Origin of the sequence: Pseudomonas sp. A014, assembly GCF_052378495.1 — a bacterium.
In the GTDB taxonomy this organism is placed as follows: domain Bacteria; phylum Pseudomonadota; class Gammaproteobacteria; order Pseudomonadales; family Pseudomonadaceae; genus Aquipseudomonas; species Aquipseudomonas machongensis.
The window spans coordinates 1,670,660-1,695,816 of the sequence record NZ_CP199001.1 but is presented as its reverse complement, the minus strand read 5'-3'; the positions used below and the strand labels follow the sequence as shown (position 1 = coordinate 1,695,816).

Below are 25,157 nucleotides of genomic sequence, written 5' to 3'. Positions count from 1 at the left end.
GTCGATCTCCCTTCACGCTTGCGGTTTGAAATCCAGGCATACCGAGTTGATGCAGTAGCGCAGCCCAGTGGGTGGCGGGCCGTCCGGGAACACGTGGCCCAGGTGCGCATCGCACTGGGCGCAGGTGACTTCGGTGCGGATCATGCCGTGGGAGGTGTCGCGGATCTCGATCATCGCACTGTCCTCGATCGGCGCGTAGAAGCTCGGCCAGCCGCAACCGGAATCGAACTTGGTCTGCGAATCGAACAACGGCAGGCCACAGCAGATGCAGTTATAGATGCCGGCGCGCTTTTCGCTGTTGTATTTGCCTGTGAACGGTCGTTCGGTCCCCTTCAGGCGGCATACCTGGTATTGAGCGGGGTCGAGCATTTCGCGCCATTCTTCAAGTGTTTTGTCGATCTTTTGCATGGATGGACCTCGGCAGGCTGAATTTCACCCTGCGCCGTCTTTTCCCTGGCGCGGGTGGCACGTATATTAGTTGGCTTGTGTGCAGACGATCAGTCTGGCACCCGCGCCCCGTCCTTTTCAAACCTTTTGACGACCGCGCCCCGCGACTTATCCATTCGGGATCACATCATGCAGTTCAGCAAATCGAACAAGCTCGCCAATGTCTGCTACGACATTCGCGGTCCGGTGCTCAAGCACGCCAAGCGTCTGGAAGAGGAAGGCCAGCGCATCCTCAAGCTGAACATCGGCAACCCGGCGCCCTTTGGTTTCGAAGCGCCGGACGAAATCCTCCAGGACGTGATCCGCAACCTGCCGACCGCCCAGGGCTACAGCGACTCCAAAGGCCTGTTCAGCGCGCGCAAGGCGGTGATGCAATACTGCCAGCAGAAGCAGATCGAAGGCGTCGGTATCGAGGACATCTACCTGGGCAACGGTGTGTCCGAGCTGATCGTGATGTCGATGCAGGCGCTGCTCAACAACAATGACGAGGTGCTGATCCCGGCCCCCGACTACCCACTGTGGACCGCAGCGGTGAGCCTGGCCGGCGGCAAACCCGTGCACTACCTGTGCGACGAGCAGGCCGACTGGTTCCCCGACCTTGACGATATCAAGGCCAAGATCACCCCGAACACCAAGGCCCTGGTGATCATCAACCCGAACAACCCGACCGGCGCGGTGTACTCCAGGGAGCTGCTGCTCGGCATGCTGGAACTGGCCCGCCAGCACAACCTGGTGGTGTTCTCCGACGAGATCTACGACAAGATCCTCTACGACGAAGCCGTGCACATCAGCACCGCCTCGCTCGCCCCGGACGTGCTGTGCCTGACCTTCAACGGCCTGTCGAAGTCCTATCGTGTCGCAGGCTTCCGCTCCGGCTGGCTGATCATCTCCGGGCCCAAGCACCACGCGCAGAGCTATATCGAAGGCATCGACATGCTGGCCAACATGCGCCTGTGTGCCAACGTGCCGGCGCAGCACGCCATCCAGACCGCCCTGGGTGGCTACCAGAGCATCAACGACCTGGTATTGCCGCCGGGCCGCCTGCTCGAACAGCGCAACCGCACCTACGAGTTGCTCAACGCCATCCCCGGCGTCAGCTGTGTCAAGCCAATGGGCGCCTTGTACGCCTTCCCGAAAATCGATCCGAAGGTCTGCCCGATCCACAACGACGAGAAGTTCGTCCTCGACCTGCTGCTGTCGGAGAAACTGCTGATCGTCCAGGGCACCGCATTTAACTGGCCGTGGCCGGACCACTTCCGCGTCGTCACCCTGCCGCGAGTGGATGACCTGGAGCAAGCCATCGGCCGCATCGGCAACTTCCTGCGCACCTACTCGCAGTAAGCGATCAAGGCCTTGTCGTGCCAACCGGCCGTGTTGGCACGACGTCCTCCGCCCCACGGATGAATTCTTACATCCTGCAACGGTCTATCTCCCGGCGACTCGCCGCGGCTCTGTCATACTTCGCGGTACACAGTTTGAAATAGTCGGCCAGTTGAATCGCCTTGGCCGCCACCTTATATACCCCGCAGTAGAGCGACATTTTCATCCGTCAGGAGAACGTAACAACCATGATGCGCATTCTGTTGTTTGTAGCCACCAACCTTGCGGTGGTGCTGGTTGCAAGCATTACCCTCAGCCTGTTCGGTTTCAACGGGTTCATGGCCGCCAACGGCGTCGACCTGGACCTGAGCCGCCTGCTGGTCTTCTGCGCCGTGTTCGGGTTTGCTGGCTCGCTGGTTTCGCTGTTCATCTCCAAGTGGATGGCGAAGATGACCACCGGTACCCAGATCATCACCCAGCCGCGCACCCACCACGAACAGTGGCTGCTGCAGACGGTCGAGGAGCTGTCCCGCGAGGCGGGCATCAAGATGCCGGAAGTGGGCGTGTTCCCCGCCTACGAGGCGAACGCCTTCGCCACAGGCTGGAACCGCAACGACGCACTGGTCGCCGTTTCGCAGGGCCTGCTCGAGCGCTTCTCGCGGGACGAAGTACGTGCGGTACTGGCCCATGAGATCGGCCACGTCGCCAACGGCGACATGGTCACCCTGGCACTGGTCCAGGGCGTGGTGAACACCTTCGTGATGTTCTTCGCACGTATCATCGGCAACTTCGTCGACAAGGTGATCTTCAAGAACGAAGAAGGCCAGGGCATCGCCTATTACGTCGCGACCATCGTCGCCGAGCTGATCCTGGGCATTTTGGCCAGCATCATCGTCATGTGGTTCTCGCGTCGCCGCGAGTACCGCGCCGACGAAGCCGGGGCTCGCCTGGCGGGCACTGGCGCGATGATCGCTGCCCTGCAGCGCCTGCGCTCGGAACAAGGTATGCCGGTGCACATGCCAGATACGTTGAAGGCCTTCGGCATCAACGGCGGCCTCAAGCAGGGCCTCGCCGGCCTGCTGATGAGCCACCCGCCACTGGAAGACCGTATCGATGCACTGCGTCGTCGCGGTTGATTCAACGCGATAATTGAAAAGGGCGACTCAGGTCGCCCTTTTCTTTGCTCGTATTCTGGCCAGAAGGCCAATCAACGCTGCAACCGATAGACCCGCTCCACCAGACTGCCGACTCCCGCCTTCTGGAATTTGGGGCTGTCCTCGATAATGTCCGGGGCCTCCAGCTCGGCCACTTGCCATCCAGCAAGTCCGCGCCGGACTTCGTCATCCGGCACCGAGAAAGGCGGCCCATCCAGACGCGACTGATCGTAGTCCAAGGTGACCATCAGCCCCTGGCAAGCAGCCGGCAGGCAGGCAGAAAGCAACTCAAAGTAACGGGTACGCAGCGCCTGCGGTAATGCAATCACCGCAGCGCGGTCATAGAGCCCCGCGCACTGCGCCAGATCTTCCGCCTGCAAGGCGAAGAAGTCACCACACCACAGCTCCACCAGGCCGCTGCGCCAAATCTCGAAGGCGCCATGGCGGGACACCTCGGCCTCAAGGCTGTGCTCCCGGAAGAAATCCGCCACCGCACGTTGCGACACTTCCACCCCTAGCACGCGATACCCCTGCCCCGCCAACCAGGCGACGTCCAGGCTCTTGCCGCACAAGGGCACCAGCACCTGGCTGCCGGGGGCCAGCATGCGCCAGTGTGCCTGCAGGTACGGGTTCACCTGCGACTGGTGAAAGCCGATCTGGTTGTCCGCCCACCGCTTGTGCCAGAACGCTGGCTCCATGACTCCTCCGATTTTTTCGATAGATAACTTGCAAAACTTATATTGGATGTCGATCGGTAACTGATCGAAGATGGCGGCATCTTAACCGCTCAGGACCCCGCCATGCTGCCTAGCCTGTTCATTTCCCATGGTTCGCCCATGCTCGCCCTGCAACCCGGCGCCAGTGGACCGGCACTGGCCCGCCTGGCGGCAGGCCTGCCGCGGCCGAAGGCGATCGTGGTGGTTTCCGCGCACTGGGAGAGCCAGGGACTGTCGGTGATGAGTGGCGCCCAGCCCCAGACCTGGCACGACTTTGGCGGCTTCCCTGCTGCGCTGTACGCCGTGCAGTATCCGGCCCCTGGCGCCCCCGAGCTGGCGCGCCAGGTGGCAGGCTTGCTCGGTGACGCCGGACTGCCCGCTCAGCTCGATGTACAACGCCCCTTCGACCACGGCACCTGGGTGCCGCTGTCGCTCATGTACCCGGATGCTGGCATCCCGGTAATCCAGGTTTCGCTGCCCAGCCGCCAGGGCCCGGCCCTGCAGTTGCAGGTCGGCAAGGCCCTGGCCGGCTTGCGCGCCCAGGGCATACTGCTGGTCGGCTCCGGCAGCATTACCCACAACCTGGGCGAACTGGACTGGCATGCCGGGCCAGACGCCATCGAGCCCTGGGCACGCGCGTTCCGCGACTGGGTGGTCGAGCAATTGAAGGCAGAGGATAGGGCCGCGCTGGAAGACTATCGGCAGCAGGCACCTTACGCGGTGCGCAACCACCCGAGCGATGAGCACCTGCTGCCCTTGTTCTTTGCCATGGGCGCAGGCGACAGGTTCGGGATCGTGCACCAGGGCTTCACGATGGGAGCACTGGGAATGGATATCTACAGGTTCGACTGATTCCAAACACCTCAATCGGCAGGCAAAAAAATCCCCGGCAAGCCGGGGATTTTTCATTGCTGCAGGACTCAGTCCTCGCGATAGCGGCGCAGCTTCAGTTGCTTACCGGCCACGCGGGTGTCCTTGAGCTTGGACAGCAGACGCTCCAGGCCCTCTTCCGGCAGCTCGACCAGGCTGAAGCTGTCGCGCACCTGGATGCGACCGATAGCGTCACGGGCCAGGCCGCCTTCATTGAGGATCGCACCCAACAGGTTCTTGGCGGCGATACCATCACGGGCACCCAGGGCGGTACGGCAACGCACGCGGCCTTCGGCCAGCGGCATCGGCGCGCGACGCTCGCGGTCACCACGTTCGCTGCGCTCACCACGATCACTGCGCTCGCCGGTGCGCTCACGCGGCGTGTAGGTCGGCACCAGCGGTTGCTCGCGCTCGACGGCAGCCAGGTCCAGCGGCTGGCCATTGGTGGCCTTGCGCAGCAACGCGGCAGACAGCGCGCGAGCCGAGCAGCCCAGGTCGGCAGTCAGGCGGTCGAACAGCTCACCATGGGTGGCCTCAGCTTCAGCCACCAGCGGTGCGAGGCTTGCGGTCAGCTTCTTGATACGCGCATCCAGCACGGCCTGTGGGCCAGGCAGACGAGCCTCGGCAACCTTCTGCCCGGTAACACGCTCGATCACCTGCAGCATGCGACGCTCACGCGGCGTCACCAGCAGCAGTGCGCGACCATCGCGACCGGCACGGCCGGTACGGCCGATACGGTGCACGTAGGATTCCGGATCGTATGGCATGTCCACGTTGAACACATGGGTGATGCGCGGTACGTCCAGGCCCCGGGCAGCGACGTCGGTAGCGACGACGATGTCCAGGCGACCGTCCTTGAGCGAGTCGATGACGCGCTCACGCTGGTTCTGGGCGATATCGCCGTTCAGCGCGGCAGCTTTGTAGCCCTTGGCTTCCAGCGCGGCAGCCAGGTCCAGGGTGGCTTGCTTGGTACGCACGAAGGCGATCAGCGCGTCGAATTCCTCGACTTCCAGCAGACGCAGCACAGCCGGGATCTTCTGGTCGGCGTGGACCATCAGGTGGGCCTGCTCGATCGCGGTGACGGTCTGGGTCTTGCTCTGGATCTTGACGTGCTTGGGCTCGCGCAGGTGACGCTCGGCGATCGAACGGATCGACGACGGCAGGGTCGCGGAGAACAGCACGGTCTGGCGGGTGGCAGGGATGGCGTCGAAGATCACTTCGAGGTCGTCCATGAAGCCCAGCTTGAGCATTTCGTCGGCTTCGTCGAGTACCAGGTACTGAACGGTGGACAGCACCTTCTCGTCACGACGCAGGTGGTCGCACAGACGGCCAGGCGTGGCGACGACGATCTGCGCACCGTTACGGATGGCACGCAGTTGTGGGCCCATCGGGGCACCACCGTACACAGCCACCACGTTAACGCCCGGCATCTGCTTGGCGTAGGTTTCGAAAGCGGTGGCTACTTGCAGCGCCAACTCACGGGTTGGCGCCAGGATCAGGGCTTGCGGTTCGCGCTTGCTCACGTCGATCTTGTTGAGGATCGGCAGGGCGAAGGCAGCGGTCTTGCCGGTGCCAGTCTGCGCCTGGCCGATCATGTCATGACCGGCGAGGATGATCGGGATCGACTGTTGCTGGATGGCCGACGGCTCTTCATAGCCGGTGGCCAGAACGGCGGCAACGATGTTCGGATGAAGATCGAGAGCGGCGAATCCGCCGGTTTCCTGGGTCATGGGTCTGCCTCTATGTGCATCCGCAAAGACCCATGCTCCAAAGCTGCACATGCCTTGAAAGACCCGGAGGTCACCCAGGCAGCTTTGGCGGCGGGGATTTGCGAAAACGATTGAAAAAGAATTACGTGGGAAAGGTCCGCCTAGCGGACGTGCAGCCGAAGCTGGACTCGGAGGGTTTGCACCACCTGATTTTGAGGTCCGCTAAAAGACCGGCGCGTACTATATACGAATTCGCGTTGATCTGTGAGAACTTTTTCACAGGCAGTGGCCATTATAAGGCCATCATTTAATCGAAAACTGAAACGTTTTTTCACGAGCGGCGGCGACTGCTTCGCGGGTAAACCCGCTCCCACAGGGTCGGCGCCACGCTCAAGGGCAGCGCTGCCCCTGTGGGAGCGGGTTTACCCGCGAAGGGTACGCCGCAGCTTTACGCTCAGCTCGCCGGCCGAACTTCGCGAATCAGGTAGTCCAGCGAATAGCCCAGCCGCGCTGCCAACGCCTCGGCCCGCGCCCGCAAACCCTCCAGATCCAGTGCCTGCTCCAGATCCGCCGGCACCAGCAGGATCACGTTGCCCTCCTTCACCGGCAGCTCCCAGTAATGCCGGTGATACAACCCACGCAACAATGCCGCACCCAAAGGCCGACCATCGTCGCCGGCCCACTGGTTGATCACCAGCCAGCCTCCCGGATTGAGCTGCTGCTGGCACTGTTCCAGAAAGCCCCAGGCCAGATGGCCTACGCCCGGGCCATGATCGGTATAGAGATCGACGAAGATCAGGTCGGCCTTCTCAGCCGTGGGCAGCAGCTCCAGGGCATCGCCAACGCGCACGTACAAGCGCGGATCATCATCGAGCCCCATGTATTCCATGGCCAGACGCGGCACGTCCGGGCGCAGCTCGATGGCCTCGACATCCTCCAGCGGCAGGAACTTCAGGCAGGCCTGGGTCAGGGTACCGGCCCCCAGCCCCAGGAACAGTGCGCTCTCCGGCTGCGGATGGCAGAGTGCACCGACCAGCATCGCGCGCGTGTAGTCGTACTCCAGCCAACTGGGGTCGGCGGTGAAGGTACAGCTCTGCTCGATGGCGTCACCGAATTCGAGGAAGCGATAATCCTCGACCTCGTACACACTGATGACCCCGTAGGCATCTTCCACCCGGGCCAGCAGCCGTTCTTCCCGCTCCGTCGCCATCGCCTGCCACCTGCACACACAAAAACCGGCATTGTCCGCCAATGCCTGCGGTGCAACAAGCGCGCTGCCAACTGTTACCATGGCAGGTACGCCTGAACCGACCACATCGAGCCCGTGATGAACCGACCCTGGACCCCCGACAGCTGGCGCGCCCTGCCGATCCAGCAACAACCGACCTACCCCGACGCCGCTCACCTGCTCAAGGTCGAGCAGACCCTGGCCAGCTACCCGCCGCTGGTGTTCGCCGGCGAAGCCCGCGAGTTGCGCCGCCAGTTCGCCGAGGTCACCCAGGGCCGCGCCTTCCTGCTGCAAGGTGGCGACTGCGCCGAGAGTTTCGCCGAGTTCTCCGCCGCGAAGATCCGCGACACCTTCAAGGTGCTGCTGCAGATGGCCATCGTCATGACCTTCGCCGCGGGCTGCCCGGTGGTGAAGGTCGGGCGCATGGCCGGGCAGTTCGCCAAACCGCGCTCGGCCAACGACGAAACCATCGGCCAGGTCACCCTGCCCGCCTACCGCGGCGACATCGTCAATGGTATCGGCTTCGACGCCGCCAGCCGCGTCCCCGACCCAGAGCGCCTGCTGCAGGCCTACCACCAGGCCACCGCCAGCCTCAACCTGCTGCGCGCCTTCGCCCAGGGCGGCTTCGCCGACCTGCACCAGGTGCACAAGTGGAACCTGGATTTCATCGCCAACTCGGCGCTGGCCGACAAATACCATCAGCTTGCTGATCGCATCGACGAGACCCTGGCCTTCATGCGCGCCTGCGGCCTGGACAGCGCGCCACAACTGCGCGAGACCAGCTTCTTCACCGCCCACGAGGCGCTGCTGCTCAACTACGAGGAAGCCTTCGTACGCCGCGACAGCCTGACGGGGGACTACTACGACTGCTCGGCGCACATGCTGTGGATCGGCGACCGCACCCGCCAGCTCGACGGTGCCCACGTGGAGTTCCTGCGGGGCGTGCACAACCCGATCGGGGTCAAGGTCGGCCCAAGCATGAACACCGAGGATCTGATCCGCCTGATCGACGTGCTCAACCCGGACAACGACCCCGGCCGCCTTAACCTGATCGTGCGCATGGGGGCGAACAAGGTCGGCGATCACCTGCCCGGGCTGATCCGCGCCGTCGAGCGCGAGGGGCGCCAGGTGCTGTGGAGCTCCGACCCGATGCACGGCAACACCATCAAGGCCAGCAGTGGCTACAAGACCCGCGATTTCGCGCAGATCCTCGACGAAGTGCGGCAGTTCTTCCAGGTGCACCAGGCCGAAGGTAGCCACGCCGGGGGTATCCACATCGAGATGACCGGGCAGAATGTCACCGAATGCATCGGCGGCGCCCGACCGATCACCGAAGATGGCCTGTCGGACCGCTACCACACCCATTGCGACCCCCGGATGAACGCCGATCAATCACTGGAACTGGCCTTCCTGATCGCCGAAACCCTCAAGCAGGTGCGTCGCTGAGGGCCTGACGCAACGGCCCTGCCGACTCGCGCGCGCAATCCAGGCGCACCCGCTCCAGGCCCAGCCACCCCGCCAGCCGTTCCAGGCTGCGGGCCAGGGCCTGGAAGCCCTCTTCATCCAGCCCCTGAACCTCCTCATGCACGGCATGCACCGCCAGCTCACTGCGTGCTCGCTCCGCACGCAGGTCCAGGCGCGCGGCGATACGGCCGTCGTGCAGGAACGGCAACACGTAGTAGCCATAAACCCGCTTGTGCGCCGGGGTGTAGATCTCCAAACGGTAGCGAAAGTCGAACAGCCGCTCGGTACGGGCGCGCTCCCAGACCAACGAATCGAACGGCGAAAGCAAGGCACTGGCCTCCACACGCCGGGGAATGCGCGGCGTGCCAGCACAGTACGCCGGCTGCTTCCAGCCCTGCACCGTGCAGTGTTGCAGACGACCCTCGGCGAGCAGCTGCGCCAGGGCGGCCCGCGCCTGCGCAGGCGTGAGCCTGAAATAGTCGCGCAGGTCCTGCTCGGTCGCCACGCCCAAGGCCGTGGCGGCTTGCAGCAACAGTCCCTGCTGGGCTTCGCTGTCGGATAGCTCGGGCTGATCGAGGATCGCCGCTGGCAGCACGCGCTCCGGCAGGTCGTACAGGCGCTCGAACCCGCGGCGCCCGGCGACGGTGACCCGCCCGGCCGCGAACAGCCACTCCAGGGCATGCTTCTCCTCGCTCCAGTCCCACCATGGGCCGGCGCGCTCTTGCCGGGTCGACAGGCTCCCGGCGCCCAAGGCGCCCTGGTCGCGCACCGCAGCCAGCACGCGGGCAATGACATCCTGACGCTCGCGGCCGAACTGCGCCAACTGCCGGTAGATACCCTCGCCCTGTTGCGCCCGCGCCATGCGCCAACGCATCAGCGGATAGAGCGACAGCGGCAGCAAGGACGCCTCATGCCCCCAATACTCGAACAACTGGCGCCGACGCCCACGGCCCCAGGCCAACTGGTCGAGCAATTCGGTCGGGTAGTCGCCCAGGCGTGAGAACAGCGGCAGGTAGTGCGAGCGCACCAGCGCATTGACCGAATCGATCTGCACCACGCCCAGACGCTGCAGCATGCGCTTGAGCGCAGCCGGCGTCGCGGGCTGGGGCTTACCGAAGCCCTGCGCGGACAGGGCCAGGCGTCGGGCCTGCTTGAGGGAAAGGCTGAGGGTCACGGCAAGGGCTCCACGGCAAGTCGGCTCACAGTGTAGCGCCATGACCGTCTTTACCCAGCCTTTACCCTGCCCTGACCGCCCTTGACCTTGATCTCCCTAGACTGGGCTCATCCGGTAACCACCGGCCTCAGAAAGGAGAAACACCATGCGCAAGACCCTTATCGCCCTGATGTTCGCCGCAGCCCTGCCGACCGTAGCCATGGCCATGCCAGACGGCGGCCCACGCGGTGACGGCCCGCATCACCGCGGTGATGCGCCTTTCGCGCAGCTCGACCTGACCCGTGACCAGCGCCAGCAGATCGGCAAGTTGATGGGCGAGCAGATGAAGCAGCGCCGCGACGTCACCGAACGCTACCTGGCCAAGCTGCCGGCAGCGGACCAGAAAGCCATGCAGGACGAGATCAAGGCCGGCCACGACAAGACCCAGAGCCAGATCCGCGCCCTGCTCAAGCCAGAGCAACAGAAGCAGTTCGACGAACTGCAGAGCAAACGCGCGGCAGACAAGGCTGAATGGCAGCAGTTCCAGGCATGGAAAGCTGAAAAAGCCGCCAAGGCCCAGTAAGCTGTCCGACCGGTGCCCGGCTCGCGGTAATGCGGGCCGGGCCTTTCTCGTGTGTGGGAGGTACTCGTCTTGCGTTCATTGTTCTGGCGCATCCTGGCCAGTTTCTGGCTGGCCATCGCCCTGGTTGCGGGCCTGTCGATCCTGCTTGGCCACATGCTCAACCAGGACGCCTGGATTCTCAGCCGCCACCCGGGCCTGAACACCCTGGCCAGCCGCTGGGTACAGCACTATGAACAGGAAGGCCTGGAGGCATCGCAGCGCTTTCTGGAACGACGCAAGCAGCGCTACAAGATCGACGTCCAGGTGCTCGACGACAGCGGCGATGCCGTGGTACCCGGAACCTTCCCGCGTCGCGCCGAAGACTTCGAGCGACGCCAGCACAACGACGAGCGGCGCCTGCCCTGGCGCCGCCTCACCGAGGAGTACACCAGCCCTGCCACGGGCGAAACCTACCTGCTGATCTACCGCATTCCCCACCCGGAGCTGATGGCCTGGCACCGTGAAAGCCTGATCTGGCCGCTCAGCGCCCTGGGAATCGCCCTGGTGGTGCTGACCTTGTTCAGCTTGCTGGTGACCCTCTCGATCACCCGCCCTCTCAGCCGCCTGCGCGGTGCGGTGCATGACCTGGGCCAGACCAGCTACCAGCAGAACAGCCTGGCGCGACTGGCGGTACGCCGCGACGAGTTCGGCGTCCTGGCCAACGACTTCAACAAGATGGGCGCCCGCCTGCAAAGCCTGATCGGCAGCCAGCGCCAATTGCTGCGTGACGTATCCCACGAACTGCGCTCGCCGCTGGCGCGCCTGCGCATCGCCCTGGCCCTGGCTGAACGCGCCGAGCCCGAACAGCGCCAGGCCCTCTGGCCGCGCCTGACCCGCGAGTGCGACCGGCTGGAAGACCTGATCAGCGAAATTCTGGTGCTCGCCAGGGTCGATGCCGAGCAGGCGCATGCCGAGCCCGTCGACCTCAACGCACTGCTCGGCAGCGTGCGCAAGGATGCCCAGCTCAGCGTGCCGGAACAGGAAGTACGCCTGGAGGCCGAGCCAGGGCTGACCCTGCAGGGCTGGCCGACCTTGCTGGAGCGGGCGGTAGACAACCTGGTGCGCAATGCGCTGCGCTTCAGCCCGGCAGGGCAGCCCATCGAAATTCGCGCCAGCCGCGAGCAGGAACACCTGCTGCTGAGCGTGCGCGACCACGGCCCCGGTGTGGCGCCAGAACACCTTGCGCAGCTGGGTGAGCCGTTCTTCCGCGCGCCGGGGCAGGACGCGCCGGGCCACGGGCTTGGCCTGGCGATCGCCCGGCGCGCGGCCGAGCGACATGGCGGGACGCTGGTGCTGGAGAATCATCCGCAGGGGGGCTTTGTCGCGCGGCTGGAGCTGCCGGTGGCCCAGGCAACGGCTTGAGCGTGCAAGAGCCGATGTGCCACGCGACTGGGCTGCGCAGCAGCCCAACACCCCCTCCGATCACTCGCCCCAGGCGCTGACGAACTCGGCCGTCTCCAGCACTGGCGGGGTACGCGGTTCATTGATCGGCGTGCCCAGGTACAGGTAACCGATCAGTTCTTCGTTCTCGGCCAGGCCCAGCCCTTTGTTCACATGGGCATCGAACGCCATGTCGCCGGTGCGCCACACCGCGCCGATCCCCTGGGCATGTGCCGCAATCAGAATGCCGTGGGCAGCGCAGCCTGCAGCCAGGCGCTGCTCCGACTTCGGCACCTTGAAGTGATCCTGCAGACGGGCAATGACCACGATCAGCAAGGGCGCGCGCAGCGGCATGGCCCGGGCCTTGTCCAGTGCCGCCTGGCTGGCATCGCCTTTGGCCTGCACGGCTTCGGCGAACAGCTCGCCGAGCTTCTCGCGCCCCTGCCCTTCGATGGTCAGAAAACGCCACGGCCGCAGCTGGCCGTGGTCCGGCGCACGCAGCGCCGCCTGGAACAATCCCTCGCGTTGGGCGGCATTGGGCGCAGGTTCGGTCAGGCGTGGCACGGAAACACGGTTGAGCAATGCGTCGAGAGCCTCCATCGGCTACCCTCCTGGCAGAAGAAATGTGCCGCCATTCTAAAGGACCTCGCGTACATGTGGAGTCGACTTGCCGGCGATCGCGATCAAAAGTCCGCACCCCCACCGCCGGGCACACGTTTACATCCCGCGACCCACAGGTAGAATGGCGCCCTTTCCGTTTCGAGTCAGAGCAGATCACATGGCGTTGCCGACCTTAAGGATCATTGGTTTCATCATCGGCATCTTCCTGATCACCCTGGCGGTGAGCATGGTCGTGCCCATGGCGACCCTGCTGATCTTCGAGCGCACCGGCGACCTGCCGTCGTTCCTCTGGTCGAGCCTGATCACCTTCATCGCAGGTCTGGCGATGGTCCTGCCGGGCCGCCCGGAACACGTGCACCTGCGCCCCCGTGACATGTACCTGCTCACCGTCAGCAGCTGGCTGGTGGTCTGCGTGTTCGCCGCCCTGCCCTTCCTGCTGACCCAGCACATCAGCTACACCGACGCCTTCTTCGAAAGCATGTCCGGCATCACCGCCACCGGCTCGACGGTGCTCAGCGGCCTGGACAACATGTCGCCGGGCATCCTCATGTGGCGCTCGATGCTGCACTGGCTCGGCGGTATCGGCTTCATCGGCATGGCGGTGGCGATCCTGCCGTTGCTGCGCATCGGTGGCATGCGCCTGTTCCAGACCGAGTCCTCGGACCGTTCGGAAAAGGTCATGCCGCGCTCGCATATGGTCGCCAAGTTCATCGTCGCGGTGTACGTCGGCATCACCGTACTCGGCAGCCTGGCGTTCTGGTGGGCGGGGATGAGCCCCTTCGACGCGATCAACCACGCCATGTCGGCGATTTCCACCGGCGGTTTCTCCACCTCCGACCTGTCGCTGGCCAAGTGGGACATTCCTGCGGTGCACTGGGTCGCGGTGGTGGTGATGATCCTTGGCAGCGTGCCCTTCACCCTTTACGTAGCCACCCTGCGCGGCAATCGCCGGGCGCTGATCCGCGACCAGCAGGTACAGGGGCTGCTCGGGTTGCTGGTCGCCACCTGGGTCGTGCTCGGCACCTGGTATTGGGCCACCACCGACCTGCACTGGCTCGACGCCTTCCGCCACGTGGCACTGAACGTTACCTCGGTGGTCACCACCACCGGCTTCGCCCTGGGCGACTACAGCCTGTGGGGCAACTTCTCGCTGATGCTGTTCTTCTACCTGGGCTTCATCGGCGGCTGCTCCGGCTCGACCGCCGGTGGCATCAAGATTTTCCGCTTCCAGGTCGCTTACATCCTGCTCAAGGCCAGCCTCAACCAGCTGATCCACCCGCGCGCAGTGATCAAGCAGAAATACAATGGTCACCGCCTCGACGAAGAAATCGTGCGCTCGATTCTGACCTTCTCGTTCTTCTTCGCCGTGACCATCTGCGTCATCGCCCTGTTGCTGTCGCTGCTGGGCGTGGACTGGATGACCGCCCTGACCGGCGCGGCCAGTACCGTTTCCGGCGTGGGGCCAGGCCTGGGCGAGGTGATCGGCCCGGCCGGCAACTTCGCCAGCCTGCCGGATGCCGCCAAGTGGATTCTCGCTGGCGGCATGCTGCTCGGCCGCCTGGAGATCATCACGGTGCTGGTGTTGTGCATGCCTGCGTTCTGGCGTCACTGACCACTGACGCCTCCAGGCGCGCGCGGTACTCGCTGGGAGTGACGTCGAACCAGCGGCGGAAGGCCCGGTAGAAATTGCTCGGATCGGCAAAACCCAGCAGATAAGCGGTTTCCAGCAAGGTCATGCCTGGCTGCGCCAGGTATTGCTCGGCGAGCTCGCGCCGGGTGTCGTCCAGCAGGGTCTGGAAACTGGTGCCTTCCTCCTGCAAGCGCCGCTGCAGCGTGCGCTGAGACAGGTGCAAGGCCTGGGCCACGGTTTCGCGCTTGGGTTCGCCCTGGGGCAGGATACGGCACAGGGTCTGGCGCACCCGATGGGTGACTCGACTTTCCGAGAAGCGCGCCAGGTATTCGCCCGCAAAACGGTCATGGAGAATTGCCATCGCTTCGTTGGCGGTGGGCAACGGCGCTTCCATGTCGGCTCGCTCGAGCACCAGCGCATCGTGGGGAGCCCCAAACACCAGTGGCGCGCGGAACGCGACCCGATAAGGCTCGACATTCCTGGGTTGCGGCCCCTGGATCAGCACCCGGCGCGGCTGTACCGGACGACCACTGAGCCAGCTGCACAGCGACAGCGCGCAGGCCAACGAGGCTTCCGAGCTGTGCCGGGTCGGCGGCAGGTGATCACCGTGAACGGTAAGAATCAGCGAATAGCCCTCAGGCCCGAGACGAAAACTCAGGTCGGAGCTTTCGGCGATGATCCGCTGATAACGCACCAGTCGCTCGAAACCTTCGGCCAACGTACGGCTGGACATCAGCGCATAGCCGACCACGTGGAAGGACGCCGGCCGCACCACTCGCGCCATGTTCAGGCCGATGGCCTCGTTTCCCGACAGCTCCACCGCCAACTGCCAGAGGCGGGTCATGGCGTCCTGAGGGAAGCGCGCATCCGGATCATCGAGGGCGGCGAAGTCCAACCCGAGTTGCTTGAACATGGCACGACAGTCGAGCCCTTCCAGCTCGAGCGCCTTGACGATCCCTGATGCCCAGCTGGCTGACGTGGTTCTTTCACTCATGACAGGCTTCTTGTGCTGACCGCTCCAGCGGTGAATCGAAAGGATATTCAATTGGCGCCAATTGTCACTGGTAGCCACTCCCAGTGACTCTAGACTCGAAACAGGCTCCACGCCGTGTATCCTGAACAAAAACGCACCTGCGGGAACACAGCCCATGAACAGCACAGCGCAGTTTCGCAGTTTTGCCGAATTCTACCCCTACTACCTCGGCGAACACGCCAACCCTACCTGCCGACGCCTGCACTTCGTCGGCACCAGCCTGGTCATCGCCCTGCTGGCCTACACCATTGGCAGCGGCAACTGGCTGCTATTGCTGGCCATACCGTTCGCCGGGTACGGCTTCGCCTGGGTCGGGCACTTCTTTTTCGAGAAGAACCGACCGGCCACCTTCACGTATCCGCTGTATAGCCTGATGGGTGATTTCGCGATGTTCCGCGATATCCTGCGAGGCAAGATCAGTCTTTGAAAGGCCTGCGGCCGCGCCGCATTACGCTGGCTCGCGCAATGCCGCGACGCGCTCGGTCTCCCGCGCCTGGGCATCGGCCAGACGGTACAGCTCGATGTGGCCGTCCCAGTGCTCGATCAACGCCGTGCACGATTCGACCCAGTCACCGCAGTTGAGGTACTCGACCTCGCCCACCTTGCGGATCTCGGCGTGGTGAATATGCCCACACACCACGCCCTGGAACCCCCGGCGTGTGCACTCATGGGCAATCGCATCCTCGAAGTCGCTGATGAAATTCACCGCACCCTTGACCTTGTGCTTGAGGTAAGCCGACAACGACCAGTAGCCATACCCATAGCGGGCACGCCAATGGTTGAGCCAACGATTGAGCACCAGGGTGAATTCATAGGCGCGGTCGCCCAGAAATGCCAACCAGCGGTGATAGCGGGTGATCACATCGAACTGGTCACCGTGCACCACCAGCAGGCGCCGACCATCGGCGGTAAGGTGCTCGGCCTCGTCGACCAGTTGGATATTGCCCAGGATCAGCTTCGAATAACGGCGCAGGAATTCGTCGTGGTTGCCGGTGACGTAGATCACCTCGGTACCGCGCTTGCTCATGGTCAACAGGCGACGAATCACATTGGTATGGGCTTGCGGCCAATAGATACCGCTACGCAGCTTCCAGCCGTCGATGATGTCGCCGACCAGGTAGACGCGGTCGGCCTGGTAGCCCTTGAGAAACTGCGACAAGTGCTCGGCCTGGCAATCCCGGGTGCCCAGGTGCACATCGGAGATCCACAGGGTGCGCACCCGCTGCTTGCGTGACGGACGGACAAGTTCGGCATGTGTCATGGGGCGGCCTCCGGCGCTGTTTGCAGGAGACTGGCAGGTGCGCATGACAGATCGGTGGCAGTCGTGTGACGAGTGGTCGGGCGCGGATTGCGCATTGTTTACCTTTCGCGGCTAAAACCGCTCCCCCTGCGCGGCACTGCGATACACTGCTCCCCTGCCCCAAGGATGCTCCCATGGTCGGTCCGATCCTGTCCCTGCGCCATTACCGCGACGAGTTGCTCGCCCACAGCCACGAACACCCGCAACTGGTGTTCGGCCTGCGTGGGCACCTCGATTTCGAGGTACAGGGCCGAGGCACGCGCATCGATCGCCAGGGGCTCATCGTGGTCCCCGCCGGTTTTCACCACACCTGCGCCAGCGACGCGGGCAGCCACTGCCTGGTGCTGGATATTCCAGGCGAACACTGGCTGCGCGAACAGATGGGCGGCCACGCCGAGGCCAGCCACCGCCTGCTCGAACGCCCAGCGACGCTGCTGCTCGACGGCCGCCAGCAGCAACTGGTGGACTGGCTCGCAGCGAGCGCGGTGGACGATCCGCTGATCAGCCGCCAAGGTGCACTCCTGCTGCTGGCCAGCCTGAACACCGCCGCCGCCCCCACCACCCCCAGCAAACGCCTGCCCTACGCAGCCTTCGATGCGCATATCGAGCGTCATGCCGCACACCCTCTGCAAGTCGCCGACCTGGCAAGGCTGGCCGGTTTGTCAGGTGCTCGCCTGCACGCACGCTTCGTCGAGGAATGCGGCATGACACCGATGGACTACATCCGCCAGCGGCGTTTGCTCAAGGCGCGGCAACTGATCGTCCTTACCTCGCTGCCGATGGGCGAAATCGCCGCACAGGTGGGTTACAGCTCGCAGAGTGCGTTTTCGGCGGCGATATTGCGGGCGTTCGGCCTTACGCCGCTGGCGCTGCGACGAGAGTCTGGCGACAACTGACGCCAGGATGGCGACAGAATCTGTTTTCCCCCGGCTCTACACTGTGCCTGTGCCAGCCTGTGGGTACGGTCTACCCGCGCAAGTGCCAGCAAAGATCTCGAGCAAGGACTCACCATGAACCACCGTACTGCCCTCGGCGCCCTGCACATCGGCGCGCTGTTCTTCGGCCTCACCGGCGTCTTCGGCAAACTGGCCGCCAGTGCCACGCCCTCGGTCATCGTCTTTGGCCGCGCACTCTTCGCGGTGCTGGCCCTGGCCCTGTTCGCCGGCCTCGCCCGCAAGGGCTGGCAGCGACTCAGGGCTCAGGACCTGGGGCGCCTGCTGCTTGGCGGCATATTGCTGGCCGGGCACTGGGTGAGCTTCTTCATCGCCGTGCGGGTCGGCGGCGTTGCCATCGCCACCCTCGGCTTTGCCAGCTTTCCAGCGTTCACCGTGATCCTCGAAGGCGTGCTGTTCCGCGAGCGCATCCGTCGCAACGAAGCCCTGCTGGTACTGCTGGTAAGCATCGGCCTGGTGCTGGTCACCCCGGCGTTCAACCTGGCCAGCGAGGCTACGGGCGGCCTGCTCTGGGCCTTGCTTTCGGGCCTGCTGTTCTCGCTGCTGTCGCTGACCAATCGAGCCGGCTCCGGCCGCGTGCCTGCGGTACAGGCTGCGCTGTGCCAGAACCTGGTGGTCGGTGTGTGCCTCCTGCCCTTCGCCTTGCCGGGGCTCGGCGCGGTGAAGCCCATGGACTGGCTATGGATCGCCCTGCTCGGCATCTTCTGCACCGGGGTGGCGCACAGCCTGTTCGTGGCCAGCCTGGCAGTGATCAAGGCCCGCACCGCCTCGGTGGTCTTCGGCATGGAGCCGGTCTACGGTATCGCCGTGGCCTGGATGGTGTTCGCCGAGACGCCCACCCTGCGCATGCTCGCTGGCGGGGCGTTGATCATCTTCGCCATCGTGCTGTCCAGCCGCCTGTCTGCCGAGCCACCGCCAAGGAGGGAACGCCTGGCCGAAGGCGCATGATCAACGGTCGTTGTGGCCCAGGTCTCGCTGCGGGTCGATCTGGCCACGCACCCGCTGCTTGAGCACCTTGGCCTCGGGGAAGCCACCATCGAGCTTGCGCTCCCAGATCTGCGCGCCGTCGCAGGTGATGCGAAACACCCCACCGGTGCCCGGCTCCAGGGCGACTCGCGCAAGATCGTCGGCAAAGGTGCTGAGCAGCTCCTGAGCCAGCCAGGCAGCACGCAGCAGCCATTGGCACTGCGTGCAATACGTGATGACAACTTCTGGCTTGGTATCGGCCATGTGGAGACAGTTCCTGGTGAGTGAGCCGCTTATACTAGCGGTCTTTGCCCATCGCGTTGAGACTCACGATGCATCATCTGCTGTTATGCCTGTTGCTGGCGCTCACCTCGTTCACCGCCCTGGCCGTGGAGCCGCCTCGGCCCAAGGTCGGCCTGGTGCTGTCGGGGGGTGCTGCCCGCGGCCTTGCGCATATCGGCGTGCTCAAGGCCCTGGAAGAACAGGGCGTGCACATCGACGCCATCGCCGGGACCAGCATGGGTGCGGTGGTTGGCGGCCTGTATGCCTCCGGCTACAGCATCGAGGAGCTCGAACACCTGGCCCGTACCCTCGACTGGCAGCAGGCACTTTCCGACGCTCCGCCGCGCAAGGATGTGCCGTTTCGACGCAAGCAGGACGACCGCGATTTCCTGGTCAAGCAGAAGCTGAGCTTTCGCGATGACGGCAGCCTTGGCTTGCCGCTGGGGGTGATACAGGGCCAGAACCTGTCATTGCTGCTGGAAAGCAAGCTGGCCCACACCGCTGACATTCGTGACTTCGACAAACTGCCGATCCCGTTCCGCGCCGTTGCCACCGACATCGCCAGCGGTGAGAAGGTGGTGTTCCGCCGTGGTCACCTGCCTCAGGTGGTGCGCGCCAGCATGTCGATTCCGGCAGTGTTCGCCCCGGTCGAGCTCGACGGGCGCCTGCTGGTGGACGGTGGCATGGTCGACAACATCCCGCTGGATGTGGTGCGCGAAATGGGCGTGGACATGGCCATCGTCGTCGATATCGGCACCCCGCTGCGCAGCCGCAAGCAACTGGCCACGGTCGTGGACGTGCTCAACCAGTCGATCACCCTGATGACCCGGCGCAACTCCGAGGAACAACTGGCCAGCCTGCACCGCGACGACATCCTGGTACAGCCAGCACTGGCAGCCTTTGGCGTGACCGACTTCGGCCGTGCCCAGGACATGATCGACGCCGGCTACCGCGCCACCCGCGCCCTCGACGCACGCCTGGCGGTGCTGCGCCAGGCTGGCGGCGACAGCCAGTTGGCCGTGGCACGCTCTGCGCAACAGCGCACGCCCATCATCACGGCGATCAAGGTGGAGAACGATTCAAAGGTCAGCGATGACGTGATCCGCTACTACATCCGCCAACCCCTGGGCGAGCCGCTGGAGCTGGAGCGCCTGCAAACCGATATGGGTACCCTCTACGGCCTGGACTACTTCGACCGGGTGCAGTACCGCGTGGTGCACAAGGGCGAGGAGAACACGCTGGTGATCAACGCCCGGGGTAAACGCGGCGGTACCGACTACCTGCGCCTGGGCCTGAACCTGTCCGATGACATGCGCGGCGACAGTGCCTTCAATCTGGGTGCCAGCTATCGAATGAACGGCATCAATCGCCTGGGCGCCGAATGGCTGACCCGGGCACAGATCGGCGATCAGCAGGAGCTCTACAGCGAGTTCTACCAACCGCTGGACGTCGGCTCGCGCTACTTCGTCGCCCCGTACCTGTCGCTCGGCTCGCAGAACATCGAAGCGACCCTGGACAACGACCCGGTGGCCGAATACCGCCTGGAACGCTACGGCTTTGGTCTGAACCTGGGTCGACAGATCGGCACCTACGGGGAAGTGCGCCTGGGCGTAGGCAAGGCCTGGGGTGAGGCTGAAGTGCGCATCGGCGACCAGGACCTGCCAAAGGTCAGCTTCAATGAAGGCTTCTACGAACTGAAATACTCCTTCGACACCCTCGACAACGTGTACTTCCCCCACAGCGGCGAAGACATCGGCCTGACCTTGCGCAAGTACGACCCCTCGCTGGACTCGGACAGCGACTACCGACAGTGGCAGTTCAACATCGACAAGGCGTTGAGCTACGGGCCGAACACCTGGGTATTCGGCGGCCGCTACGGCCGCACCCTGGACGATACCGAGGTGGTGACCTCCAGCTTCGTGCTTGGCGGCGCTCGGCAGCTATCGGGCTTTCGCCAGGACTCGGTGTCGGGGCAGAACATCAGCCTGATGCGCGTGGTCTACTACCGTCGCCTGACACCCCGCGCCTACCTGCCGCTGGACTTCCCGCTGTACCTGGGCGGGTCGCTGGAGCGTGGCCGCGCCTGGAACAACGACAACGAGTTCGACAGTGGCTATATCAACGCCGCGAGCATCTTCCTTGGGCTGGACACGCCACTTGGGCCGCTGAACATCAGTTATGGCGCCAACACCGAGCACCAGAAGGCGGTGTACCTGAATCTGGGACACACCTTCTAGAGCGTACGAAGGCGCGACATAAAAAAACGGATAGGGCGTGAGCCACTATCCGTTTTCTTGTACCGCCAAGCGTGGTGCTGGGGTCAGGACTTCTCGAGATTGCCCAGAATCTTCGCGTGCACACGCATGCACACCTCCAGATCCGCCTCATCAACGCCCGTGAAGAGTTCGGCGCGAAGGGCATTGGCAATGGTTTCGATCTGATCGATGAGCGGTTTTGCAGGCGGGCACAACAGGATCTTCTTCGCCCGCCGATCTTCCATGACCGCTTGGCGCCGTACCAGCCCCTGACTTTCCAGGCTGTCGAGCAGACGCGCCAGGGTCGGGCCTTCGACGCCGACACTCTGCGCCAGCTCGCGCTGGGTCGGCGATTCGTCGAAACGGGCCAAGTGCAGCAGCACCAGCCAGCGGGCCTGGGACAGGTTCAGCCCAGCCAGGCGGCGGTCCAGTTCGGCGCGCCAGCCCCGGGACATCTGGGCCAGCTGCATGCCGAAGCGGTGTTGGTTGTCGGTCAGGGGCATAAGCAACTCGATCGATAGAACTAATTATTAGTCAGCTAATCATGCCCCGGGGTATCAGGCAAGGCTCGACGAGTGGGAAAGGTCCGATAATCGACAAAAAGAATGACAAAGGTCAGGAATGGCCGGGATACCCGGCGTTGTCAGCGGCACCCTATGCTTGCGGCAACAGGCACTGCTGCCTCAAAGCTCGAACTCCGCCGCCAGCGCCGCCCGCACGCAATACAGCACCCCTTCCGGCACGCGTTGGCCAAACTGCGGAGCGATGGCCGAAACCGGCGGCAGTTCACCCTCCCCGTCGAGGAATGCGTCCTGCACCTCCATCATCAATTCTTCTGGCAAGTCCAGCGCCTGCTCCAGGCTCAGCTCCTGGCGCCCGATGGCATCGGCCAACAGGCTGTAGACGTTCTTCTCGCTGCAGTTCAATTGCCCGGCGATCTGCGCCGGAGTCATCCCAGCGCGGGCCAGGCTGACCAGTTCGTGCCGCAGGTCGAGCACCACCTTCGGCGCCTCCTCGGTGCCGCCGGCGCCGTTGAGTACTTCCAGGAACGCCTGGCCATAGCGCTCCAGCTTGCGCGCCCCCACGCCGCTGACCTGGGCCATGTCGCTGAGACTGGTGGGCTGGCTGCGCAGCATCTCGAGCAACGTCGAATCGGGGAAGATGACATAAGGCGGCACGCTGTGCTCCTCCGCCAGCTTGCGGCGCAGTGTGCGCAGCGCTTCCCACAGCTCGCGCTCTTCGGCACGCACCAACTGGCTGGCTGGGCTGCCGCCGCCACTGCCCGAGGACTTGGCCACGGTCTGCGGCTTGAGATCGCGGCGCAATTGCAGATTCACTTCGCCGCGCAGCAGTGGCCGGCAGGTGTCGGACAGACGCAGGCCGCCATAACCCTCGAGGTCGATGTCCACCAGGCCGCGGGCAACCAGCTGACGGAACAGCGACCGCCATTCGTGCTCGCCCAACGCCTTCCCGACCCCGAACACCGACAGCTTCTCGTGACCGAAATTGCGTACCTTCTCGGTATCCTTGCCCAGCAGGACATCGACCAGATGGCCGACCCCATAGCGCTGGCCAGTGCGAAACACGGCCGACAGTGCCTGACGCGCGGGCTCGGTGGCATCCCAGGTCTGCACATTGTCGACGCAGTTGTCGCAATGGCCGCAGGGCTGCTCGAGCACCTCATCGAAGTAGGCCAGCAGCGACTGGCGCCGGCAGCGCGTCTCTTCGCACAGCGCCAGCATCGCGTCGAGTTTATGTTGTTCGATACGCTTGTGACGCTCATCGCCTTCGGAGTTCTGCAGCATCTGCTTGAGCATCACCATGTCCTGCAGGCCATAGGCCATCCAGGCATCGGAAGGCAGGCCATCACGCCCGGCCCGACCGGTTTCCTGGTAGTAGGCCTCAAGCGACTTGGGCAGGTCCAGGTGAGCGACGAAACGCACGTTGGGCTTGTCGATGCCCATGCCGAACGCGATGGTGGCGACCATGATCAGCCCTTCCTCGTTGAGGAAGCGGTGCTGGTTGGCCGAGCGGGTCTCTGCTGCCAGGCCGGCGTGATAGGGTAGCGCCGGGAATCCCTGCTCGCAGAGGAAGGCGGCGGTTTCATCGACTTTCTTGCGCGACAGGCAGTAGACGATGCCGGCGTTGCCGCGCCGCTCGCCGAGAAACGCCATCAGCTGCTTGCGTGGCGACTCCTTGGGCACGATGCGATAGAAGATGTTGGGCCGGTCGAAGCTCGACAGGAAACGCTCCGCGCCCTGCAGATGCAGACGCTGGACGATTTCCTCACGGGTGCGCATGTCGGCGGTGGCGGTCAGGGCAATACGCGGCACATGCGGGAACAGTTCGGCAAGCTGGCCCAGTTGCAGGTACTCGGGGCGGAAATCATGCCCCCATTGCGACACGCAATGCGCTTCGTCGATGGCGAACAGCGCGATATCCAGGTCGCGCAGGAACTCCAGCATGCGTGGCTGCACCAGGCGTTCAGGCGCCAGGTACAGCATCTTCACCTCACCGCGGCGCAGGCGCCCAGCGAGGTCGCGCTGCTGCTCGGGGCTGAGCGTCGAGTTCAGCGCGGCCGCGGCCACCCCCAGCTCGTCGAGGGTGGCGACCTGGTCGTCCATCAACGCGATCAGCGGCGACACCACCACGGTCAGGCCCGGCCGCAGCAGGCCTGGCACCTGGAAACACAGCGACTTGCCACCACCGGTGGGCATCAGGACCAGTGCATCGCCCCCGTTGGCCACGCATTCGATGATCGCCGCCTGGCGACCCCGGAAGCTGTCGTAGCCGAAGATATCCTTGAGGACGCGCTGAGCCTGTTCGAGCATTTGCCACTCCAAATCGCCGTACCATCCTGGACACAGGCTGGACGATAAATCCGCCGCGCGCACACCGAATGCGTAAGCGGTTTTTGCCGGGCTGCGCAGAAACGCCAGCTGGCTTGAAAAACCGCGGAGTATACCCGACTGCCCTGCTCTGCGGCAGGCTACGGTGACAGACGTTCCCTTTGCCCCGCCGAGGCTGCAAGGTGCTAGAATTCACTATCGTTTATTCCCCAAGGTAGCCCTGTAATGTCCTTCGCCGAGCAACTGACCCGCCTGCAAGCCTTCCTCGACGCCGACGAGCTGCACGAGGAAGCACTGGACTACGTCGCCGCACACGGCTACCTGACCGCGTTGTCGATCTGTGCCGAGGACGTCCCCGAGCGCGAATGGATCGACGCGCTTTTCGCCGAAGAACCTCACTACGCCAGCGAAGCCCAGCGCACCGAGATCGAAGCGACGCTGGTGGCCCTCAAGGGCCACATCGCTCGCCAGCTGGCCAGCGACGAAGAGTTCGACCTGCCTTGCGAGCTGGACCTGACCGACGAGCCGGACGATTCCGACCTGCGCGGCTGGTGCATCGGCTTCATGGAAGGCGTGTTCCTGCGTGAAGAGGCCTGGTTCGAGAACGCCGAAGAGGAAGTCAGCGAAATGCTGCTGCCGATCATGGTTGGCTCAGGCCTGTTCGACGAGCAACCTGAGTTTGCCGACATCGCCAGCAACGCCAACCTGCAGGACGACATGGTCGTGCAGATTCCCGAGGCACTCAGCGCGCTGTTCCTGCTGCTGCACGCGCCGGACGAAAAACCAGCCCTGCTCAAGCCGCGCCACCACTGATTCGCAGTGGTGCGCTACCTGCTGCTGGCCGTCGGCTGGCTCAGTGTCGCGCTGGGGGTGCTGGGGATCTTCCTGCCGGTGTTGCCCACCACCCCTTTCCTGCTGCTGGCGGCGGCCTGTTTCGCCCGCAGCTCACCACGATTCCACGACTGGTTGGTGAACCACCCCAGGCTCGGACCGTGGATTCGCGACTACCTCAACGGAGACGGTATCCCGCTCAAGGGCAAGGTCTACGCCATCGGCCTGATGTGGGCGAGCATCGGGCTGTCGTGCTATCTGGTGCCGCTGTTCTGGGCCAGGGCCTTCATGCTCACCAGTGCCGTACTGGTCACCCTCTACATCCTCAAGCAGAAGACCCTGCGCCTGCCCTGAACACGCGCCTACCGAAGGCA

23 protein-coding genes and 1 pseudogene are annotated in these 25,157 nt (G+C 64.2%); 13 read left to right on the top strand and 11 right to left on the bottom strand.

The genetic code is table 11. The features are described from left to right. Positions 1 to 12 precede the first annotated feature (12 nt). Entirely contained in the window at positions 13 to 408 is a 396-nt protein-coding gene (msrB, locus tag ACTYOL_RS07995) for a peptide-methionine (R)-S-oxide reductase MsrB (protein WP_197889860.1), read from the bottom strand. 168 nt (positions 409 to 576) lie between these two features. On the opposite strand from msrB, the gene ACTYOL_RS07990 reads away from it, so the two are divergent. Both ACTYOL_RS07990 and htpX read left to right on the top strand, forming a co-directional pair. Further along, positions 577 to 1,788 (top strand): pyridoxal phosphate-dependent aminotransferase, encoded by a 1,212-nt coding sequence (locus tag ACTYOL_RS07990; protein WP_054893044.1) that lies wholly within the window; start codon positions 577 to 579, stop codon positions 1,786 to 1,788. 227 nt (positions 1,789 to 2,015) lie between these two features. Beyond that, entirely contained in the window at positions 2,016 to 2,903 is an 888-nt protein-coding gene (gene htpX, locus ACTYOL_RS07985; protein WP_054893043.1) for a protease HtpX, read from the top strand. A 71-nt stretch (positions 2,904 to 2,974) separates the two neighbouring features. On the opposite strand, the gene ACTYOL_RS07980 is transcribed toward htpX, so the two are convergent. Further along, positions 2,975 to 3,619 (bottom strand): thiopurine S-methyltransferase, encoded by a 645-nt coding sequence (locus ACTYOL_RS07980; RefSeq protein WP_153773492.1) that lies wholly within the window; start codon positions 3,617 to 3,619, stop codon positions 2,975 to 2,977. A 102-nt stretch (positions 3,620 to 3,721) separates the two neighbouring features. Here ACTYOL_RS07980 and ACTYOL_RS07975 point away from each other — a divergent pair, with 102 nt between their 5' ends. Then, positions 3,722 to 4,489 (top strand): DODA-type extradiol aromatic ring-opening family dioxygenase, encoded by a 768-nt coding sequence (locus ACTYOL_RS07975; protein ID WP_153773491.1) that lies wholly within the window; start codon positions 3,722 to 3,724, stop codon positions 4,487 to 4,489. 68 nt (positions 4,490 to 4,557) lie between these two features. On the opposite strand, the pseudogene ACTYOL_RS07970 reads toward ACTYOL_RS07975, so the two are convergent. Both ACTYOL_RS07970 and ACTYOL_RS07965 read right to left on the bottom strand, forming a co-directional pair. Next, positions 4,558 to 6,271, bottom strand: a pseudogene (locus ACTYOL_RS07970) (DEAD/DEAH box helicase). A 399-nt stretch (positions 6,272 to 6,670) separates the two neighbouring features. Continuing rightward, a complete protein-coding gene (locus ACTYOL_RS07965) occupies positions 6,671 to 7,426 on the bottom strand; it encodes a spermidine synthase (protein WP_153773490.1) in 756 nt (251 codons plus the stop codon). Positions 7,427 to 7,543: 117 nt separating this feature from the next. Between ACTYOL_RS07965 and ACTYOL_RS07960 the strand changes: the two genes are divergently transcribed. Beyond that, positions 7,544 to 8,890, top strand: a complete 1,347-nt coding sequence (locus ACTYOL_RS07960; protein ID WP_054893253.1) for a class II 3-deoxy-7-phosphoheptulonate synthase — start codon at positions 7,544 to 7,546, stop codon at positions 8,888 to 8,890. On the opposite strand, the gene ACTYOL_RS07955 is transcribed toward ACTYOL_RS07960, so the two are convergent. Beyond that, positions 8,871 to 10,082, bottom strand: a complete 1,212-nt coding sequence (locus tag ACTYOL_RS07955; RefSeq protein ID WP_325167293.1) for a winged helix-turn-helix domain-containing protein — start codon at positions 10,080 to 10,082, stop codon at positions 8,871 to 8,873. The two genes, ACTYOL_RS07960 and ACTYOL_RS07955, sit on opposite strands and share 20 nt — an antisense overlap. A gap of 145 nt (positions 10,083 to 10,227) precedes the next feature. Between ACTYOL_RS07955 and ACTYOL_RS07950 the strand changes: the two genes are divergently transcribed. Next, positions 10,228 to 10,644: a Spy/CpxP family protein refolding chaperone gene (locus ACTYOL_RS07950; protein WP_054893255.1), complete on the top strand. Its 417-nt coding sequence runs from the start codon at positions 10,228 to 10,230 to the stop codon at positions 10,642 to 10,644. Between the two features lie 69 nt (positions 10,645 to 10,713). Further along, positions 10,714 to 12,045, top strand: coding sequence for a sensor histidine kinase (locus tag ACTYOL_RS07945; protein WP_063543796.1), 1,332 nt, complete (start codon positions 10,714 to 10,716; stop codon positions 12,043 to 12,045). Between the two features lie 60 nt (positions 12,046 to 12,105). Here the strand turns inward: ACTYOL_RS07945 and ACTYOL_RS07940 are convergent, their stop codons facing one another. Beyond that, positions 12,106 to 12,663 (bottom strand): NAD(P)H nitroreductase, encoded by a 558-nt coding sequence (locus tag ACTYOL_RS07940; protein ID WP_054893256.1) that lies wholly within the window; start codon positions 12,661 to 12,663, stop codon positions 12,106 to 12,108. 178 nt (positions 12,664 to 12,841) lie between these two features. Between ACTYOL_RS07940 and ACTYOL_RS07935 the strand changes: the two genes are divergently transcribed. After that, positions 12,842 to 14,296 (top strand): TrkH family potassium uptake protein, encoded by a 1,455-nt coding sequence (locus tag ACTYOL_RS07935; RefSeq protein WP_063543794.1) that lies wholly within the window; start codon positions 12,842 to 12,844, stop codon positions 14,294 to 14,296. Here the strand turns inward: ACTYOL_RS07935 and ACTYOL_RS07930 are convergent. Continuing rightward, positions 14,253 to 15,308 carry an AraC family transcriptional regulator gene (locus ACTYOL_RS07930; RefSeq protein ID WP_054893258.1) on the bottom strand — a complete coding sequence of 352 codons (1,056 nt, stop codon included), beginning with the start codon at positions 15,306 to 15,308 and terminating at the stop codon, positions 14,253 to 14,255. The two genes, ACTYOL_RS07935 and ACTYOL_RS07930, sit on opposite strands and share 44 nt — an antisense overlap. A gap of 154 nt (positions 15,309 to 15,462) precedes the next feature. Between ACTYOL_RS07930 and ACTYOL_RS07925 the strand changes: the two genes are divergently transcribed. After that, complete coding sequence (locus tag ACTYOL_RS07925; RefSeq protein WP_444757756.1) at positions 15,463 to 15,774, top strand: Mpo1-like protein; 312 nt, start codon at positions 15,463 to 15,465, stop codon at positions 15,772 to 15,774. A gap of 21 nt (positions 15,775 to 15,795) precedes the next feature. On the opposite strand, the gene ACTYOL_RS07920 is transcribed toward ACTYOL_RS07925, so the two are convergent. Next, the gene (locus ACTYOL_RS07920) at positions 15,796 to 16,608 is read right to left on the bottom strand and encodes a UDP-2,3-diacylglucosamine diphosphatase (RefSeq protein ID WP_125930451.1); all 813 of its coding nucleotides are present in this window, start codon (positions 16,606 to 16,608) and stop codon (positions 15,796 to 15,798) included. 173 nt (positions 16,609 to 16,781) lie between these two features. Here ACTYOL_RS07920 and ACTYOL_RS07915 point away from each other — a divergent pair, with 173 nt between their 5' ends. Further along, a complete protein-coding gene (locus ACTYOL_RS07915; protein WP_153773487.1) occupies positions 16,782 to 17,543 on the top strand; it encodes a helix-turn-helix transcriptional regulator in 762 nt (253 codons plus the stop codon). 114 nt (positions 17,544 to 17,657) lie between these two features. Then, positions 17,658 to 18,548 (top strand): DMT family transporter, encoded by an 891-nt coding sequence (locus ACTYOL_RS07910; protein ID WP_200603984.1) that lies wholly within the window; start codon positions 17,658 to 17,660, stop codon positions 18,546 to 18,548. Here ACTYOL_RS07910 and ACTYOL_RS07905 read toward each other — a convergent pair whose 3' ends face one another. Continuing rightward, entirely contained in the window at positions 18,549 to 18,830 is a 282-nt protein-coding gene (locus ACTYOL_RS07905) for a SelT/SelW/SelH family protein (protein WP_444757755.1), read from the bottom strand. It lies immediately after the preceding gene. Positions 18,831 to 18,898: 68 nt separating this feature from the next. Here ACTYOL_RS07905 and ACTYOL_RS07900 point away from each other — a divergent pair, with 68 nt between their 5' ends. Continuing rightward, a complete protein-coding gene (locus ACTYOL_RS07900; RefSeq protein WP_444757754.1) occupies positions 18,899 to 21,085 on the top strand; it encodes a patatin-like phospholipase family protein in 2,187 nt (728 codons plus the stop codon). Between the two features lie 83 nt (positions 21,086 to 21,168). Here ACTYOL_RS07900 and ACTYOL_RS07895 read toward each other — a convergent pair whose 3' ends face one another. Continuing rightward, positions 21,169 to 21,606, bottom strand: coding sequence for a MarR family transcriptional regulator (locus tag ACTYOL_RS07895; protein WP_054893265.1), 438 nt, complete (start codon positions 21,604 to 21,606; stop codon positions 21,169 to 21,171). Between the two features lie 180 nt (positions 21,607 to 21,786). Beyond that, positions 21,787 to 23,934 carry a DNA helicase RecQ gene (gene recQ / locus ACTYOL_RS07890; protein ID WP_444757753.1) on the bottom strand — a complete coding sequence of 716 codons (2,148 nt, stop codon included), beginning with the start codon at positions 23,932 to 23,934 and terminating at the stop codon, positions 21,787 to 21,789. 243 nt (positions 23,935 to 24,177) lie between these two features. On the opposite strand from recQ, the gene ACTYOL_RS07885 reads away from it, so the two are divergent. Both ACTYOL_RS07885 and ACTYOL_RS07880 read left to right on the top strand, forming a co-directional pair. Beyond that, on the top strand, positions 24,178 to 24,765 hold the full coding sequence (locus ACTYOL_RS07885) for a YecA/YgfB family protein (RefSeq protein WP_054893267.1): 588 nt from the start codon (positions 24,178 to 24,180) through the stop codon (positions 24,763 to 24,765). A 9-nt stretch (positions 24,766 to 24,774) separates the two neighbouring features. Continuing rightward, a complete protein-coding gene (locus ACTYOL_RS07880; protein ID WP_054893322.1) occupies positions 24,775 to 25,137 on the top strand; it encodes a YbaN family protein in 363 nt (120 codons plus the stop codon). Positions 25,138 to 25,157 lie beyond the last annotated feature (20 nt).